Source organism: Sphingopyxis sp. EG6, from assembly GCF_003609815.1.
In the GTDB taxonomy this organism is placed as follows: Bacteria; Pseudomonadota; Alphaproteobacteria; order Sphingomonadales; family Sphingomonadaceae; genus Sphingopyxis.
Map to the genome: position 1 here is coordinate 1,627,086 of NZ_AP017603.1, position 16,144 is coordinate 1,643,229.

16 protein-coding genes are annotated in these 16,144 nt (G+C 64.0%); 7 read left to right on the forward strand and 9 right to left on the reverse strand.

Features of this window, described 5'->3' with window-relative positions; all coding sequences use genetic code 11:
• Position 1: 1 nt before the first annotated feature.
• The 4 genes from SPYCW_RS08035 (at position 2) to SPYCW_RS08050 (ending at position 3,512) form a co-directional block, all read left to right on the forward strand.
• Positions 2 to 283 carry a barstar family protein gene (locus SPYCW_RS08035; RefSeq protein WP_172595451.1) on the forward strand — a complete coding sequence of 94 codons (282 nt, stop codon included), beginning with the start codon at positions 2 to 4 and terminating at the stop codon, positions 281 to 283.
• Entirely contained in the window at positions 280 to 2,121 is a 1,842-nt protein-coding gene (locus tag SPYCW_RS08040) for an acetyl/propionyl/methylcrotonyl-CoA carboxylase subunit alpha (RefSeq protein WP_120216350.1), read from the forward strand. Before SPYCW_RS08035 ends, SPYCW_RS08040 begins: the two co-directional genes overlap by 4 nt.
• Entirely contained in the window at positions 2,121 to 2,573 is a 453-nt protein-coding gene (locus SPYCW_RS08045; protein ID WP_120216351.1) for a MaoC family dehydratase, read from the forward strand. Before SPYCW_RS08040 ends, SPYCW_RS08045 begins: the two co-directional genes overlap by 1 nt.
• Positions 2,574 to 2,660: 87 nt before the next feature.
• Positions 2,661 to 3,512 (forward strand): HpcH/HpaI aldolase/citrate lyase family protein, encoded by an 852-nt coding sequence (locus tag SPYCW_RS08050; protein WP_120216352.1) that lies wholly within the window; start codon positions 2,661 to 2,663, stop codon positions 3,510 to 3,512.
• Positions 3,513 to 3,593: 81 nt separating this feature from the next.
• On the opposite strand, the gene SPYCW_RS08055 is transcribed toward SPYCW_RS08050, so the two are convergent.
• The 5 genes from SPYCW_RS08055 to hisI all read right to left on the reverse strand — a co-directional run bounded on the left by SPYCW_RS08055 (position 3,594) and on the right by hisI (position 8,420).
• Positions 3,594 to 5,114, reverse strand: a complete 1,521-nt coding sequence (locus SPYCW_RS08055; RefSeq protein ID WP_120218185.1) for a phospholipase D-like domain-containing protein — start codon at positions 5,112 to 5,114, stop codon at positions 3,594 to 3,596.
• 45 nt (positions 5,115 to 5,159) lie between these two features.
• Positions 5,160 to 6,962: an acyl-CoA dehydrogenase C-terminal domain-containing protein gene (locus SPYCW_RS08060; RefSeq protein ID WP_120216353.1), complete on the reverse strand. Its 1,803-nt coding sequence runs from the start codon at positions 6,960 to 6,962 to the stop codon at positions 5,160 to 5,162.
• Between the two features lie 53 nt (positions 6,963 to 7,015).
• Positions 7,016 to 7,447 (reverse strand): MerR family transcriptional regulator, encoded by a 432-nt coding sequence (locus SPYCW_RS08065; RefSeq protein WP_120216354.1) that lies wholly within the window; start codon positions 7,445 to 7,447, stop codon positions 7,016 to 7,018.
• A 66-nt stretch (positions 7,448 to 7,513) separates the two neighbouring features.
• On the reverse strand, positions 7,514 to 8,056 hold the full coding sequence (locus SPYCW_RS08070; RefSeq protein WP_232014880.1) for a hypothetical protein: 543 nt from the start codon (positions 8,054 to 8,056) through the stop codon (positions 7,514 to 7,516).
• Positions 8,040 to 8,420 (reverse strand): phosphoribosyl-AMP cyclohydrolase, encoded by a 381-nt coding sequence (gene hisI, locus SPYCW_RS08075; RefSeq protein ID WP_120216355.1) that lies wholly within the window; start codon positions 8,418 to 8,420, stop codon positions 8,040 to 8,042. The genes SPYCW_RS08070 and hisI overlap by 17 nt, the downstream gene beginning before the upstream one ends.
• Before the next feature lie 142 nt (positions 8,421 to 8,562).
• Between hisI and purF the strand changes: the two genes are divergently transcribed.
• From purF to SPYCW_RS08090, 3 genes are all read left to right on the forward strand, one after another.
• Positions 8,563 to 10,020, forward strand: coding sequence for an amidophosphoribosyltransferase (purF, locus tag SPYCW_RS08080; RefSeq protein ID WP_120216356.1), 1,458 nt, complete (start codon positions 8,563 to 8,565; stop codon positions 10,018 to 10,020).
• A 4-nt stretch (positions 10,021 to 10,024) separates the two neighbouring features.
• On the forward strand, positions 10,025 to 10,759 hold the full coding sequence (locus SPYCW_RS08085) for an SDR family NAD(P)-dependent oxidoreductase (RefSeq protein WP_120216357.1): 735 nt from the start codon (positions 10,025 to 10,027) through the stop codon (positions 10,757 to 10,759).
• 61 nt (positions 10,760 to 10,820) lie between these two features.
• On the forward strand, positions 10,821 to 11,207 hold the full coding sequence (locus SPYCW_RS08090; RefSeq protein WP_120216358.1) for a hypothetical protein: 387 nt from the start codon (positions 10,821 to 10,823) through the stop codon (positions 11,205 to 11,207).
• Between the two features lie 38 nt (positions 11,208 to 11,245).
• Here SPYCW_RS08090 and SPYCW_RS08095 read toward each other — a convergent pair whose 3' ends face one another.
• Genes SPYCW_RS08095 through SPYCW_RS08110 form a run of 4 tightly spaced genes read right to left on the reverse strand, consistent with a single transcriptional unit; the run spans position 11,246 to position 16,129 of the window.
• Positions 11,246 to 12,418 (reverse strand): serine hydrolase domain-containing protein, encoded by a 1,173-nt coding sequence (locus SPYCW_RS08095; protein ID WP_120216359.1) that lies wholly within the window; start codon positions 12,416 to 12,418, stop codon positions 11,246 to 11,248.
• Between the two features lie 20 nt (positions 12,419 to 12,438).
• Complete coding sequence (locus tag SPYCW_RS08100) at positions 12,439 to 13,719, reverse strand: SAM-dependent methyltransferase (RefSeq protein ID WP_120216360.1); 1,281 nt, start codon at positions 13,717 to 13,719, stop codon at positions 12,439 to 12,441.
• Positions 13,720 to 13,754: 35 nt separating this feature from the next.
• On the reverse strand, positions 13,755 to 15,143 hold the full coding sequence (locus SPYCW_RS08105; RefSeq protein WP_120216361.1) for a cryptochrome/photolyase family protein: 1,389 nt from the start codon (positions 15,141 to 15,143) through the stop codon (positions 13,755 to 13,757).
• Positions 15,140 to 16,129, reverse strand: coding sequence for a metal-dependent hydrolase (locus tag SPYCW_RS08110; RefSeq protein ID WP_232014881.1), 990 nt, complete (start codon positions 16,127 to 16,129; stop codon positions 15,140 to 15,142). The genes SPYCW_RS08105 and SPYCW_RS08110 overlap by 4 nt, the downstream gene beginning before the upstream one ends.
• Positions 16,130 to 16,144 lie beyond the last annotated feature (15 nt).

Here is a 16,144-nt window from a genome sequence, read left to right on the forward strand (position 1 = left end):
GATGACGGTGACCGTAAATCTCGATGGCAATATCATCGATAGCGAGGCCCTCTTCCACACCGCATTTCGCGAAGCCTCGGGCGTCGAATGGTATGGCGGTAACCTCGACGCGCTCTTCGACCTGATGATTGGCGTTGTGCCGGAGCCCATCGAAATTATTTGGGTCAACGCCGCTCAATCGCGCTCCGCCATCGGTGAACGCTTCGATCGCCTTCTCACTGTCATTTTCGACGCCATCGCCAATCGCGGCGACGGATCGATCAAACTACGGCTCGAATCATGATCAACTCCCTCCTCATCGCCAATCGCGGCGAAATCGCCTGCCGCATCATCCGTACCGCGCGCGAGATGGGCATTCGCACCGTTGCGGTCTATTCGGACGCCGATGCCAAGGCGCTGCATGTGCGGCAGGCCGACGAGGCGGTTCATATCGGGCCGTCGCCGGCACGCGAATCCTATCTGGTCGGCGAGAAGATCATCGCCGCCGCGAAGGCCACCGGCGCCGAGGCGATTCATCCGGGTTATGGCTTCCTGTCCGAGAATGCGGAGTTCGCGCAGGCGGTCGCCGATGCCGGGCTCGTCTGGGTCGGGCCGAAGCCCTCATCGATCACCGCGATGGGCCTCAAGGACGCCGCGAAGAAGCTGATGGCCGACGCGGGGGTGCCGGTGACGCCGGGCTATATGGGCAAAAATCAGGACCCTGCTTTCCTCGCCGAACAGGCGGGGCAGATCGGCTATCCCGTGCTGATAAAGGCGGTCGCGGGTGGCGGCGGCAAGGGGATGCGCAAGGTCGACGCAGCAGCCGATTTCGCCGATGCGCTCGCCTCGTGCCAGCGCGAGGCCGCCGCTTCGTTCGGCAATGACCATGTCCTGATCGAGAAATATATCCTGACCCCCCGCCATATCGAGGTGCAGGTGTTCGGCGACACGCACGGCAATGTCGTCCACCTTTTCGAGCGTGACTGCTCGCTCCAGCGCCGCCACCAGAAGGTGATCGAGGAAGCCCCCGCCCCCGGCATGGACGAAGCGACGCGTGCCGAGCTTTGCGCCGCCGCCGTCCGCGCCGCAAAGGCGGTCGACTATGTTGGTGCCGGCACGATCGAGTTCATCGCCGACGCCAGCGAAGGCCTACGCGCCGACCGCATCTGGTTCATGGAAATGAACACGCGGCTGCAGGTCGAGCATCCAGTGACCGAAGAGATCACCGGGGTCGACCTCGTCGAATGGCAGCTCCGCGTCGCATCGGGCGAACCGGTCCCGCTGACGCAGGACGAACTCGCGATCAACGGCTGGGCGATGGAAGCGCGGCTTTATGCGGAAGACCCCGCCAAGGGTTTCCTGCCCTCGATCGGCACGCTCGAACTGTTCCAGCTTCCCGAGCAAATGGGCCGCGTCGACACCGGCGTCTACGAGGGTGCCGAGGTATCGCCCTTCTACGATCCGATGATCGCGAAAGTCATAGCTTGGGGCGAAGATCGCGAGGAAGCCCGCGAGCTCTTGTCGGAGATGCTCGAAGACAGCGCGATCTGGCCGGTAAAGACCAACTCGGCCTTCCTGATCCATGCCCTCGATCACCCCGATTTTGTCGCGGGCACGGTGGATACCGGACTGATCGGCCGCGACGGCGACGCGATGACTGCCGAGCCGGTCCCGACTGCGCAGGCGCTTACCAATGCCGCCATGGCGATGACGCCGCGCTCGCTGCAATCGGGCTTCCGCCTCAACGCCCCCGATGTCCGCAGCGCGCCTTTCCTGCTCGACGGCAAGCGCGTCGAGGTCGACCTGCACGGCCCCGGCGCCGACGAGCCCGCACCCGCGATGCTCGTCGCCGAGGGCGGTTCGGTGTGGCAGCTCGCCCCTTGGCGTGCCGCGGGCGGCGCGGGCGGAGTAGCTGGCGACGGCGCGATCCTCTCCCCCATGCCCGGCAAGGTCATTGCAGTCGATGTCGCCGCGGGCGACAGGGTGACCAAGGGGCAAAAACTGCTCACGCTCGAAGCGATGAAGATGGAACACAGCCTGACCGCACCGTTTGACGGCGTGGTGGCCGAACTCAATGCGACTGCGGGCGCGCAGGTGCAGGTCGAGGCGCTGCTGGCAAAAATCGAAAAGGAAGACGCATAATGGCAGGCCGTTTTTTCGACGAATGGACCATCGGCGACACGCTGACCCACGACATCCGCCGCACCGTCACCGAGACCGACAATCTGCTGTTCACGGTGATGACGCACAACCCGCAGCCGCTGCACCTCGACATCGAGGCAGCGAAGGCGTCGGAGTTCGGCCAGATCCTCGTCAATGGCACCTTCACCTTCAGCCTGATGGTCGGGCTGTCGGTCGGCGACACGACGCTCGGCACGCTCGTTGCGAACCTCGGCTATGACAAGCTGGTGATGCCCAAGCCCGTGTTCATCGGCGACACGCTGCGCGCGGAAAGCGAGGTGATCGGGCTCAAGGAATCGAAATCGCGGCCCAACGCCGGGATCGTTACCTTCCTCCACCGCTGCCTCAACCAGCGCGATGAACTTGTGTGTCAGTGCGAGCGTTCTACGCTGGTCAAGAAACGCACCGACTGACGCAGATACCGAAGCCCTGAGCTTGTCGAAGGGCGGCTCACGGCCGATAAGCGTCCTTCGACAGGCTCAGGACTACGGATAGACCGCATGCGATTACGTTCCCTCCTCTTCGTCCCCGGCGACCGCCCCGAACGCTTTGCCAAGGCGGCGGCATCGGGCGCCGATGCCATCATCCTCGACCTCGAGGATTCGGTTTCGCTCGCCAACAAGGACGCGGCGCGGCACGCCATTGCCGACTATCTTGTCGCCGAACGCGAAGTCATCACGCTGGTGCGCGTCAATCCGCTCGACGGGCATCTCACCGCCGCCGACGTCGCCGCGATCATCACCGCGCGTCCCGACGCGATCATGCTGCCCAAGGCCGAAGGTGCGCCGAGCATCGCGCAGCTCGACACGATACTGCGCAGCGAATCGGCGTCCGACGCCTCGCTGCCGCCGATCCTGCCGATCGCCACCGAAACCGCTGCGGCGATCTTCACCCTCGGCAGCTACCGCGAGGCGAAGGACCGCCTGCTCGGGCTGACCTGGGGCGCCGAAGACCTGCCCGCCGCGATCGGCGCCACGACCAGCCGCGAGGCCGATGGCGGCTACACCCCGCCTTATGATGTCGCCCGCGCGCTGACCCTGTTTGCCGCGCACGCCGCGGGGGCCGCCGCGATCGATACGGTATTCCCGGCGATCAAGGATGAGGCGGGGCTTGCCGCCTACGCCGCCCGCGCGCGCCGCGACGGCTTTACCGGGATGATGGCGATCCATCCGTCACAGGTCGCCGCGATCAACGCCGCCTTCACCCCCAGCGCCGACGAGGTTGCCCGCGCGCAGGCGATCGTCGACGCCTTTGCGGCGCAGCCGGGCGTCGGTGTGCTCCAGGTCGACGGCAAGATGGTCGATGCCCCGCACCTCAAACAGGCGAAGCATATTTTGTCGCTGGCGGATTGAGGCTTCCGAAATCACCGTATCCCTGAGCTTGTCGAAGGGCGCTTCTCGGTGAAGCGCCCTTCGACAAGCTCAGGGCTACGGCTAAGAGGCCGACGCCTTCGACCGCCCAAACGGCCGATGCCGCTTCATCCAGCTTCGCCCGCGGTGCCAGCTCTTTTTCAGCCCGCGCTCGGCGATGCTTTCGAACATCGCATCGGGGCTGGTCGGATCGAGCACTTCATTGTCGGCGATAAACTCATCCAGCGGACCGGGCGGAACCAGGTCGAGCAGTTCAAGCGACCGCCCTGTCCCCCGTAGCGCCTCGATGGTCTCGATCAACGACCCGCTGCGCTCGAACGTCGCCGCCACATCCGCCTCCGCCACCCCCAGATGCTCGGCCATCAGTGACTCGCGAAGCCGCGCTATCACCGGCTCGACGCCCTTGTTCGCCGCCAATGCCGCATCGATCGTGACGTCGCACTCGCTGTCGAGCCCCATCGACCGATTGTTGAGGTTCGACGATCCGATCCGGATCAACCGGTCGTCGACGATCGCGGTCTTGGCATGGACATAGATCGGCTCGCCGACCTTGGTGTGCGGAACATAGACTTTCAGCCGGTCGCCATGCCGAGACTTCGCAATCGAGCGGACCAGTTGCACCCGCGCCGCATCCATCGCCATCTGCTCCAGCCACCCGTCGGCGGTCTTGGGCATCACCATCACAAATTCGGGCGGGTCGTCCTCGTCGAGCCGCGCCGCAATCGCCGCGGCAATCGCGCCGCTGGTGAAATATTGATTCTCGAAATAGATGAAGCGCCGCGCCGCCGCGATCATGTCGAGATAGAGCTGCTCATTCTCGCGCACCTCGGCGCGGCCATCATATTCTGCGCTGGTGCGCGAGATCGCGACATCGACGTCTGTGAAATCGGGTTCAAGATCGTCAGGCCAATTCTCGCCAGCGCCGCTCAGGTCGCGCAGCGGCTTCTTCGTCGCGCGCTGCCAACGCTCGTTGCCGAGATCGGCGAGCGCCTCGCCGATCGGTCCCGACAGGATCATCGTCGAATCGTGCCACGGCATATAGGGTTTGCCGTTGGGGCCGGTACGCCGCCGGTCGTCGTCGACATGATCGCGCGTGTCCCAGCGCGCCGAGCTGACGTCGATGCCGCCGCACACCGCCAGATGATCGTCGAAGACGGCAACCTTTTGATGGTGGCTGCACCCCACGGGATGCGCGCTGTCGAGCCGGAAGCTGATCGACCGGGTCATTTTCCAGCGCAGCACCATCGCGACGATCGACGGCACGAACAGATGCTTCAGCCCGCCGAAGTTCCAGCGCAAAATGTCGATGTCGCGCTTCGGCTGATCCTTGGCGAGGCGGAGGAGATAGTGGCCGAGCGATTCGCCTTTGCCCCACTCATCCGGAATAAGCGGAATACGCGGATCGAAATCCCACCCGATCAGCAGGATACGCTCCTTCGCGCCCGCCATCAGCCGTTCGAGCAGCGCATAATAGTCGGCTGCATCGACAATCATTCGCGCCTTGTTCGCCCGTTCGATACGCCAGCAGTTCCGTCCGGTGGCGACGATCGGAGCCAAAGTGCGCGGGCGTTCGGTATCGCTCATCGCCGACGCCACGCATGGCGTCGGCGATCGTTCCATGGGGCGCAATCAGGCGGCGTAAAATTGTTCCGGGGTCAGCGCCATCATCGCTTCGCTCCCGGCCTCGATCTTGCGGCGCAGCGATCCCGCATCGGGCAGGAAGCGTTCGGCGAAATGGCGCGCCGTGACCAGCTTGGCCTCAAGAAACGCCTTGTTGCCGCGACCTTCCGCGAGCGCCTTCCCTGCCGCTTCGGCCATCATCAGCCACATCGATCCCAGCGCGACGATGCCCATGATATGCATATAATGATGCGCGCCGGCGCCGATATTGTTGGGGTTCGCCATGCCATTCTGCATGAACCACATCGTCGCGGCCTTGAGTTCGCCGTTCGCCTTTTCAAGCCGCCCGGCAAAGTCGGCCAGCGCCTCATTGTCCTTGGCGCGCGCGCATTCGCCGTCGATGACCGCGAAGAAGGCCTGGATCGCGCGCCCGCCATTCTGCGCGAGCTTGCGTCCGACCAGATCCATCGCCTGGACGCCATTGGCGCCTTCGTAAATCATCGTGATGCGGGCATCGCGGACATATTGGCTCATGCCCCATTCCTCGATGTAGCCATGGCCGCCGAACACCTGTTGCGCGTTGGTCGCGACGTCATAGCCCTTGTCGGTGCCATAGCCCTTGATCACCGGGGTCAGCAGGCTAACGAGGTCGTCGGCGCGCTGGCGCTCCTCCTCGGTCTCCGCGACATGCGCCAGATCGACCTGCAACGCACCCCACAGGCACAGCGCGCGCAATCCTTCTACGGTCGCCTTGGCGTCCATCAACATGCGGCGCACGTCGGGGTGGACGAACAGCGGGTCGGCCTTTTCCTGCGGGTCTTGCGGTCCGGTCAGCGCGCGGCCCTGACGGCGGTCCTGCGCGTAGGCAACCGCATTCTGAAACGCGATGTCGGCTTGCCCCAGCCCCTGGATACCGACGCCAAGCCGCGCCGCGTTCATCATCACGAACATCGCGGCGAGGCCTTTATTCTCCTCGCCGACCATCCAGCCCTTGGCGCCGTCATAGTTCATGACGCAGGTCGAATTGGCGTGGATGCCCATCTTGTGTTCGATCGAGCCGCATTGCAGCGCGTTGCGGTCGCCGAGCGAGCCGTCGTCATTGACCAGGAACTTCGGCACGATGAACAGCGAGATGCCCTTGACGCTGTCGGGGGCATCAGGGGTCTTGGCGAGGACAAGGTGGACGATATTCTCGGTCAGGTCATGTTCACCCGACGAGATGAAAATCTTGGTACCGGTGATCGCATAGCTGCCGTCGCCGTTGGGCACGGCGCGGGTGCGGATCAGCCCCAGGTCGGTGCCGCAATGCGGTTCGGTCAGGTTCATCGTCCCGCCCCACTCGCCCGAGATCATCTTGGGGCAATAGGTCGCCTTCTGCTCGTCCGATCCCTTGACCAGGATCGCCGCGACCGCGGCCTGGGTCAGCCCCGGATACATCGCAAAGGCTTGGTTCGCCGCCATGCGATATTCCTCGACCGGAAATCCGACGACATGCGGCAGCGCCTGCCCGCCAAATTCCTCGGGCTGGGTCAGCAAGGTCCAGCCGGCGTCGCAATAGGCCTTGTAGGCTTCCTTGAACCCCTTCGGCGTGGTCACCGATCCGTCGTCGTGGCGCGTGCAACCCTCGAGGTCGCCCGACTGGTTGATCGGGAACAGCACTTCCTCACAGAATTTGCCGGCTTCGGTCAGCACCGCCTCGATCATGTCCGGGGAGGCGTTGGCGAAACCGGGCAGGTTGGCGTAGCGCTCAACCGCCAGCACATCGTTGAGGAGGAACAGGCTGTCCTGCACAGGCGCGCGATAGACGGGCATGGGAAATCCTTCTGAAAATCAGGTTGGCAATGGTAGCTTGCCTGGGGAGAGGCTCAACCGGCCTTTTGGCTCGCGTCGACTTTTTTCACCATATCGATGAACCGCGACAATTCCTCGACAGCACTGTCGATGTCGTCGCGCTGGCGCTGCAACAGGCCGATGCGCTGTTCGCATTTTTCGATCGTGACCTGCCGCTGCAACTTGCGACCATCGCCGACGTCGTAGAGGTCGATCATCTCGCGAATGTCGGCGAGGCTGAACCCCGTACGCTTTGCGCGCAGGATCCACGCCAGCCGCGCCCGATCGCGTTTCGAATAGATGCGCGACAATCCCTTGCGCGACGGGCTGATCAGCCCTTCATCTTCGTAAAAGCGAAGCGCACGCGCGGTCACGCCGAACTCGGTCGACAAGTCGGTGATGCTGAATTGTTCGCGCCCCAGATGGTCGGGGGTATCGATATGGGAGTGGCCGTAGGCTTCGGTCATGCCGAGGAAACTAGTTTCCGTTGACGTGAACGTCAAGACCGGCAAATCGGCGCATATCGGGACCGTTCAGCCCCCGCACGGTTGCAGCATATTGCCCTGCCCGTCGCGGATCTGCAAGCCCCGCGCATCGTCGGCGGACCAGCTCGCGCGCGGCAATCGCAAACCCGACAGCGACGCGCGGGCTGGACAGAGCGCGGCGCATTGTGGCGGCAAGCTTCCCGGGAGGCGAAGCTCGTCCTCCTCTTCGCGCACGAGTGCCTCGCAGCCGTCCGCTCCGGCAAAACGCATGCGCCAGCCGTCCCCGTCGCGCACGATCGTGCCGGTCGCCGAACAGGACAAAGTCGTCCCGAATGCTGCGGTCACCGCAAAACGCCACTGACCCGCTCCGTCGGGAACGACGCACATCGCGTCGCGGCCGAGATCGTGCGAACGCTCGAACACACCAACCGGCGTCGTCGCGTCGGGACTGACGACGCCGCGTTCGCGCGCGGCGATCTCCAGCGGGTTGTCGGCGTCGATCCCCTGCTCGCTCCGATCCGGCGCATGCCGCTCGCACGCGGCGACGAGCAATATGCCGAATGCCAGTGCGAGCTTAGCCTTGCGCATCATCGTCCAGGAACGTCAGTGCCCCGTCCGCCTCGATACGGCGATAAAAGCACGACCGGCGCCCGGTGTGACAAGCCGGGCCGACGGGCTTCACGCGCAGCAGCAGCGCGTCCTGGTCGCAATCGACCCGCATTTCGACCATCGTCAGTCCGTTGCCCGACGTCTCGCCCTTGCGCCACAGCGCCGCGCGCGACCGCGACCAGAAATGCGCCTGCCCCGTCGCCTGTGTCCGCTCGATCGCCTCCGCGTTCATATGCGCGACCATCAACAGCACCCCGGTGTCGGCATCGGTAACGATGGCGGTCACCAATCCGGCAGCGTCAAAACGCGGGAGAAATCGGTCGGCGGTGTCGCGTTGCTGGTCCATGTTTCGGGGCTTTAGAGCACAAGCCCGACCCCTGTCATCCCGTCGTTTGAACATGCCGTGACAATATCGTGAATAGGGGGGCGACATTTGCGATAACCGTCCCTATATGCGCGCCAGTCACTGCCCTCGTTGCTGGACCATCATGCTCACCACCAACCCTTTCGATGACGACAAGCTCCGCGAGGAGTGCGGCGTCTTTGGTATTCATGGCGCCGACAGCGCCGCCGCGGTCGTTGCGCTCGGCCTGCACGCGCTGCAGCATCGCGGCCAGGAGGCCGCGGGCATCACCGCGTTCGACGGCAAGGAATTCCACACCCACCGCGCGATGGGCCATGTCGCGGGCAATTTCGACCGCGACGACATCATGCGTCAGTTGCAGGGCGGATCGTCGGTGGGGCATGTCCGCTATTCGACGACCGGCGAAACCGCGCTGCGCAATGTCCAGCCGCTGTTCGCCGACCTCGCGACGGGCGGCTTCGCCGTGGCGCACAATGGCAATATTTCCAATGCCGCCGCGCTGCGCAAGCTGCTCGTTCGCCGCGGTTCGATCTTTCAGTCGACCAGCGATACCGAGGTGATCATTCACCTCGTCGCGACGTCAAACTATCGCTCGCTGCTCGACCGGTTCATCGACGCGCTGAAACAGGTCGAGGGCGCCTATTCGCTGATTTGCCTCACCGCCGAGGGGATGATCGGCTGCCGCGATCCGCTCGGCATCCGTCCGCTTGTCATCGGCAAATTGGGCGACGCGCATATCCTGGCATCGGAAACCGTCGCGCTCGACGTCGTCGGCGCCGAATTTGTCCGCTCGGTTGAACCGGGCGAACTGGTGATCATCCGCGATGGCCAACTGACCTCGCACCGGCCTTTCGCGACGCAGTCGGCGCGCCCGTGCATCTTCGAATATGTCTATTTCTCGCGCCCCGATTCGATCGTCGACGGCACCAGCGTCTATTCGGTGCGCAAGGCGATCGGCGCCGAGCTAGCGCGCGAAAACCCCGTCGATGCCGACCTGATCATTCCCGTCCCCGACTCGGGGACGCCAGCGGCAATCGGCTATGCGCAGGAATCGGGCATCCCGTTCGAACTCGGGATCATCCGCTCGCACTATGTCGGTCGCACCTTCATCCAGCCGGGCGACAAGGTCCGTCATCTCGGCGTAAAGCTGAAGCATAATGCCAATCGCGCGCTGATCGCCGGCAAACGCATCGTGCTGATCGACGATTCGATCGTGCGCGGCACGACCAGCCTGAAAATCGTGCAGATGATGCGCGATGCGGGTGCCGCTGAGGTCCATATGCGGATCGCCAGCCCGCCGACCCAGCACAGCTGCTTCTACGGCGTCGACACCCCCGAACGGGCCAAGCTACTCGCGGCGCAGATGACGGTCGGGCAAATGGCGAACTTCATCAACGCCGACAGCCTGTCGTTCGTCACCATCGACGGGCTTTATCGCGCGCTGGGCGAAGCCAAGCGCACCGACGATGCGCCGCAATATTGCGATGCCTGCTTTACCGGCGATTATCCGACCACGCTGACCGATTTCGACGAGCATGGGCTGGAAGATCAATTTTCGCTGCTTGCCGAACGGGTTGTCTGACACCATGACTATAAGGACTGAAGAATTGGCGGGCCAGGTCGCGCTCGTCACCGGGGCGAGCCGTGGCATCGGCGAAGCGATCGCCGAAGCGCTGGCGGCGCGCGGCGCGCATGTCGTGATCACGGCGCGCACCGCGGGCGGGCTCGAAGCGCTCGAAGACCGTATTCACGAGGCAGGCGGCGCCGCGACGATCGCGCCGCTCGACCTGACCGACGGCGACAGCATCGCGCGGCTCGCCAGCGCCATGGCCGAACGCTGGCAACAGCTCGACATGCTGGTGCTCAACGCCGCCATGCTCGGCACGCTTACCCCGGTGGCGGCGATCGACGGCAAGGAATTCAACAAGCTGCTGACGCTCAACCTGATCGCGCAGCAGGCGCTGATCGCCAATTTCGACCCGCTGCTGCGCCGCGCCGCGAACGGCCGCCTGCTCGCGCTGTCGAGTGGCGTCGCGCGCGAACCCCGTGCCTATTGGGGCGCTTATGCCGCATCGAAGGCTGCGCTTGAGACGCTCGTGACCAGCTATGGTGCCGAGATGCGCAATATTTCGACGGTGCGGACCGCGATCCTCGACCCCGGCGGGACGCGCACCCAGATGCGCGCGCGCGCTTATCCGGGCGAAGATGCGAACAGCATCAAGGAGCCCGCAGCGGTCGGGACCTTCGTTGCCGATCTGATGGTCAAGGGCTTTGACAGCACCGCATTCCACGCGCTGCCCAAGGTCATGGAAAAGGCTTAACGCCATCTTTGTTTTCCGGCACTAAGGCAGCCCGACAAGACGGGTTTGCAAGGGCGCAGCTATGACCAAGGATATTTTGCGATCGGCGATCGCGGCGGTAATCGGGATTGTCGTTGCCTTCGGGCTCATCTGGCTGGCGCAATATGCAGGCAGCGAAATTTCGCCGTCCGAATATGATGTCGAGAGTGGCGAAATTCTGATTCCGCTCGGCTCGACCATCGCGCTTATCGTCGGTTGGTTCATCGGCAGCTTCGCCGGGGGATGGCTTGCGATGCGGATATCGGCGGGAACCGGCGCGGGCTGGATCGTCGCCGGGTCGGTGATCGGCGCAGCGCTCTATCGTGCGGTAACGCTTGCTGACACATGGTGGATCATGGCGCTGGGTGTTGCAGTGCCGCTCACGGCAGTATGGCTGGCGCAGCGCGCGACGGCGATGATTGCCGACTAAATGACCGTCGGCCCCCGCCTTCGCGGGGGCTGCGAACCCTATTTCGCTTCCCGATCCACCGCCGCCTGCACGCTCTTGTAGAACGCCTCGCGCGCCGCGCCGACACCTTCGGGATCGGTCGCGGTCGGCCAGTTGCCGTTCGACGCGATCACCAGCTTGCGCTTCGGATCGATGAAGATGCCCTGACCAAAGATCCCCTGCGCGGCGAAGCTGCCATCGTCATTGGTCCACCACTGATAGCCATAACCGCGGCCCGGCAGGCCGATATCGGCCTGTTTCGTCGTCGCGTTGCCGAACCAGTCATCCGGCACGATCCTGACCCCGTCCACAACGCCGTCATTGAGCACAAACTGGCCAAGCCGCGCATAATCCTTCAGGCTTGCGGAGATGCAGCAACCGCTGATCTCATGCCCGGTTGCCCCAAGCATCCAGACCGCATCCTGCTCCATCCCGAACGGTTTCCAGATTTTTTCGGAAAGATAGGCCGACAAGCTTTTGCCCGTCGCACTCGACACCAGCACGCCGATCAAATTGGTTTCGCCCGTGCTGTATAGCCATTTCGATCCTGCCGGAACGTCGCGCGGCAAAGTCTTCATATAGCTGACGGTTACATCTTCGCCTGCAATGGGCTTTTGCATATTGAACAGCGCGACGTCGGATTTCGGATCAGTATAATCCTCGTTCCATTTGACGCCGGATGTCATGGTCAGCAATTGGCGCACCGACACGTCGTCATAGGCCGATCCCTTGAGCCCGGGGATATAGACGGTGACCTTGTCGTCGAGGCTTTTGATATAGCCGTCCTTCACCGCCGCCCCGACGAGGGTCGAGGTGAAACTCTTTGCGACCGAAAAGCTGGTCCAGCGCCCCGCGGCGCCATAGCCGAGCGCATATTTCTCGAGCCGGATCTTGCCATCATGGACGATGATCAGCCCGGCATGGCGCTGCTTGGCCATATAGGCATCGACGTCGGTACCCAGATCGATCGGTCGACCCTGTGGCAACGGATAGACGACATCACCCGCTTCGACAGTATTGACCACCACTTTCGGGACGGTCTCCATCGTCCGGAAAGCAAGGTCGCGTTGATCCTGGGTCCAGAACAGCACATTCATATCCTTTGGCAGCGTGTCGGTGGTTTGGGTGGACGCGGGTGCCGTGCAGGCGGTCGCCGCCGCGCACAACAACGCCGCTGCCAGATATCGTCGCATAGCTTGCCTTTCCCCTGTTTTCAGGCTGTTTTTTCCAGCGTCACTTGCGCAACGTCGATGCCGCCGCCGCGAAATCCGCCCTCGCAATATTGCAGATAATAACGCCAGAGCCGCACGAAACGGTCGTCGAAACCGGACGGCAGCTGGTTGGCAGCGACCGCCGCGTCGAAACGCTCGCGCCACTGGCGGAGCGTTTCGGCATAATCCTCGCCAAAATGGTGAACGTCGCGCCACGCCAGACCGCGGGCCTCAGCCAACGCGCGGAACCGGCTTTCGGAGATCAGGCACCCGCCCGGAAAGATATAGGCCTGGATGAAATCGCTGCTCGCCGCATAGCGTTCGAACAGCGCGTCATTGATCAGGATATATTGGATCGCGGCCTTACCGCCGGGCCGCAGCAATCGCGCGACCGCGTCGAGATAGGCGGGCCAATAGGCCTGCCCTACCGCTTCGACCATTTCGACGCTGGCGATCGCGTCATAGGGACCCTGCGCGTCGCGATAGTCGCAAAGCTCGATCCGCGACCGCCCCGACAGGTCCACTGCGGCCAGCCGCGCGTCGGCAATCTCGGCCTGCGCCGGCGACAGCGTGATGCCTGTGTAGATGACGTCGTGCCGTTCGACCGCCCGCTCCGCCAGCGCACCCCAGCCGCAGCCGATTTCGAGCAAGCGGCTGCCCGACCGCAAGTTGAGCCGGTCAAGGATCGCGTCGACCTTGCTGGTCTGAGCCTCTTCCAGCGAATGCGCGGGATCCGCAAACAGCGCACTGGAATAATTCATCGCATGGTCAAGCCACAAGCGATAGAAATCATTGCCCAAATCATAATGGGCATGGATATTGCGCTTCGCACCGCGGCGATTGTTGCGGTTAAGGATATGGGCGATCTTGTTGAGCCAGCGCAGCGGCCCACGCGCGCGCGCCACGTCGCCCAGCGATTCGCCGTTGCGCATGAACAGGTCGAACAGCGGCACCGGATCGGGCGATGTCCACTCCCCCGCGTCCCAGGCGCGGTACCAGCCCACCGATCCCGACATTGCGAGGCGTGCCAACGCGGCCCAGCTGTGCAGATGTACGACGGCTGCCGGCCCCTTTCCGCGGCCGCCAAGCAAACGGACGCTGCCATCGGGCGTATGCGCTTCGATCGTACCCAGCGCGAGGCCTGCGTCGATCCGGTCGAGGAGGCGATGAAACAGACCCGCGGGCGCCAGTGCCAGCAGCCGCGCCAGCGCGCCGCCGCTGCGGTAGGCGCGGTCGGCGCGAAGCAATTGCTTGCCGCGGCGCGGGCTGACATGCGTGTTCATAACGTCTTCCTGCCCCAAAGTCGGGCGCCTGACAATCAGTTGCCGCGCGCCTTCATGACGTCATAAGCAGCCAGCGCGCGTTCGCGTGCTTCACGGTGACCAATGAGCTTGGCCGGGTAGGATTGCGGACGCTGGCCGAAGGCTTCGGGATCGTGGATCGCGGGCTCGGTGAGTTCGGCAAGTTCCGGCACCCACTCGCGAATATAGCCCGCCGCATCGAATTTTTCCGATTGGGTGAGCGGCGCCATGATCCGCGGAAACATATTGCTGTCGACCCCGCTCCCCGCGACCCATTGCCAGTTCACCGCATTCGAAGCGTAATCGGCATCGACCAGCGTGTCCCAGAACCATTGCTCGCCCTGCCGCCAGTCGATCAGCAGATGCTTGATCAGGAAGCTGGCGGCGATCATCCGGACGCGGTTGTGCATCCATCCCGTCGTCCACAGCTGGCGCATCCCGGCATCGACAATTGGATAGCCGGTGCGACCCTGCTGCCAGGCGGCGAGGTCGGCATCGGCCTCGCTGCCGCTGCGCCACGGCAAATGATCGTCAAACGCCGCGCGCGCGCTGCGGCTGCCATAGTCCGGAAACTGCAGGATGATGTTCTGCGCATAATCGCGCCAGCCAATCTCGCCGAGAAAGACATCGACCGAGCCCCCGGCATCGGCGGTCCGGTGCCAGATCGTCGCGGGCGACACTTCGCCGAAATGCAGGTGCGGCGACAGGCGCGAACTGCCCTCGCGCGACGGCAGGTTGCGTTGGCGGTCGTAATAGGCGGCCTCATCAATGAACGCCGCGATCCGCTTGCGCGCACCCGCTTCGCCCGGCTCCCATTCGGCCGCAAAACCGGTAGCCCAGTCGGGCTTGGTCGGCAGCAGCCCCCAGTCCGCCAGCGCATCCGAATTGGGCCACGCGCCCGGCGCCGCGATTTCGCGCGGGCGGTTCGACGGCTCCGGCGGGGGCATATGGTCTTTGAGGGCGCGCCAATATGGCGTGTAGATCTTGTATGGCGTCCCACCCCCGGTCGTCAGCGATCCGGGCGGAAGCAGGTAATTGCCATCGTGGCAGACGAGGTCGAGCCGCTTCGCGACGGCTTTTTCGGCGTTGCGCCACCAAGGCTCATAGTGGCGCAGGCAATGGACCGACGTTGCGCCCGCTTCTTCGGCAATCATCGCGAGTTGCTCGTCACAGCGCCCGCGCCGCAACACCAATCGCGATCCCTTTTCGCGCAAGCTGGCGTCGAGGCTGGCAAGGCTATGGTGCAACCACCAGCGCGAGGCCGCGCCCATGCGACGATGCTTGGGCATTTCATCGTCGAGGATATACACCGGGATCACCGGTCCAGCCGCTGCGGCCGCGATGACCGCCGCCTGATCGGAAAGGCGCAGATCGCGGCGAAACCAGATTATGATCGGCGCGGTCATTCGTCGCGCGTAGCCGTGTCGGGTGCGGTCAGCCGGACCTGAAAACGATCCTGCGCCAGAGGATGCATAAACCGCTGGTCACGTAGCAGAATCGCGTCGCCGTCCGCCTGCGCAACGGGCATCCGCGCCCAGAACAGGAAAGCGCGGGCACCGGGATCGCCCATCAGCCAGGTTTTCAGGCGGGGATCATCCATTCCGGTCGGCTGACCGGCGATGTCCAGATTGCCGCCCACGCCGGGGGTAAAGCTACCGCTCCCATAACGGTCCGCGGTGCGCCAAAAGATGTCGCGTTGCCAGAAGGCAAGAGGCGGCGGACTCGCTACGACCAGCGCGTCGGGGTGTCCGCCCGCGGCCAGCGCGCTCGCCGTTGTCTGTTCGGCGGCGCCGGTGATCAGGCCGTTGGCAAAGATGTAGGCGCAGACCGCGGTGAAGCCGACCCACGCGGGCCGCTGCCAATTCGCCGCTCCGCCCCGTTCGCGACGCAGCGACAGCCAGATCGACAGACCCAGCGCAATCCACATCCACAGGTCGATGATAAAGATCGTATCGCCGTAAAACCATTGCGACGAAAAGGGTTCGAGCAAGCGGATGCCGTAATTGTTGAGCCAGTCGAGTGCCGGGTGGCTCAGGCAGCCGATATAGGCGAGCACCAGCAACCAGCCCTTGTCGATCGGCAGCCGTGCCGCCGGGCGCTTGCCGCGCTTCGTCTGCCAGCGATCGAATGCCAGCATCGCCGCCCACAACAATATCGGCAGAACGAGCAGCGCGATCGGACCATGGGTAATCCCGCGCCGAAACCCCAGATGCTGAACCCCGTCGAGCCACGCCAGACACGCTGCGTCGACGTCGGGCAGGTTCGCCGCCAGGATCAGTGTCGGGATCGCCAGCCCCGTCTTTTTCTTGAGCCCCATCTGGCCGAGAAGCGCGCCAACAAGGCTGTGCGTCAGATTATCCATCGCCGCTTGGTGGCGCGGATCGGGCGGCATTGCAATGCGTTATGC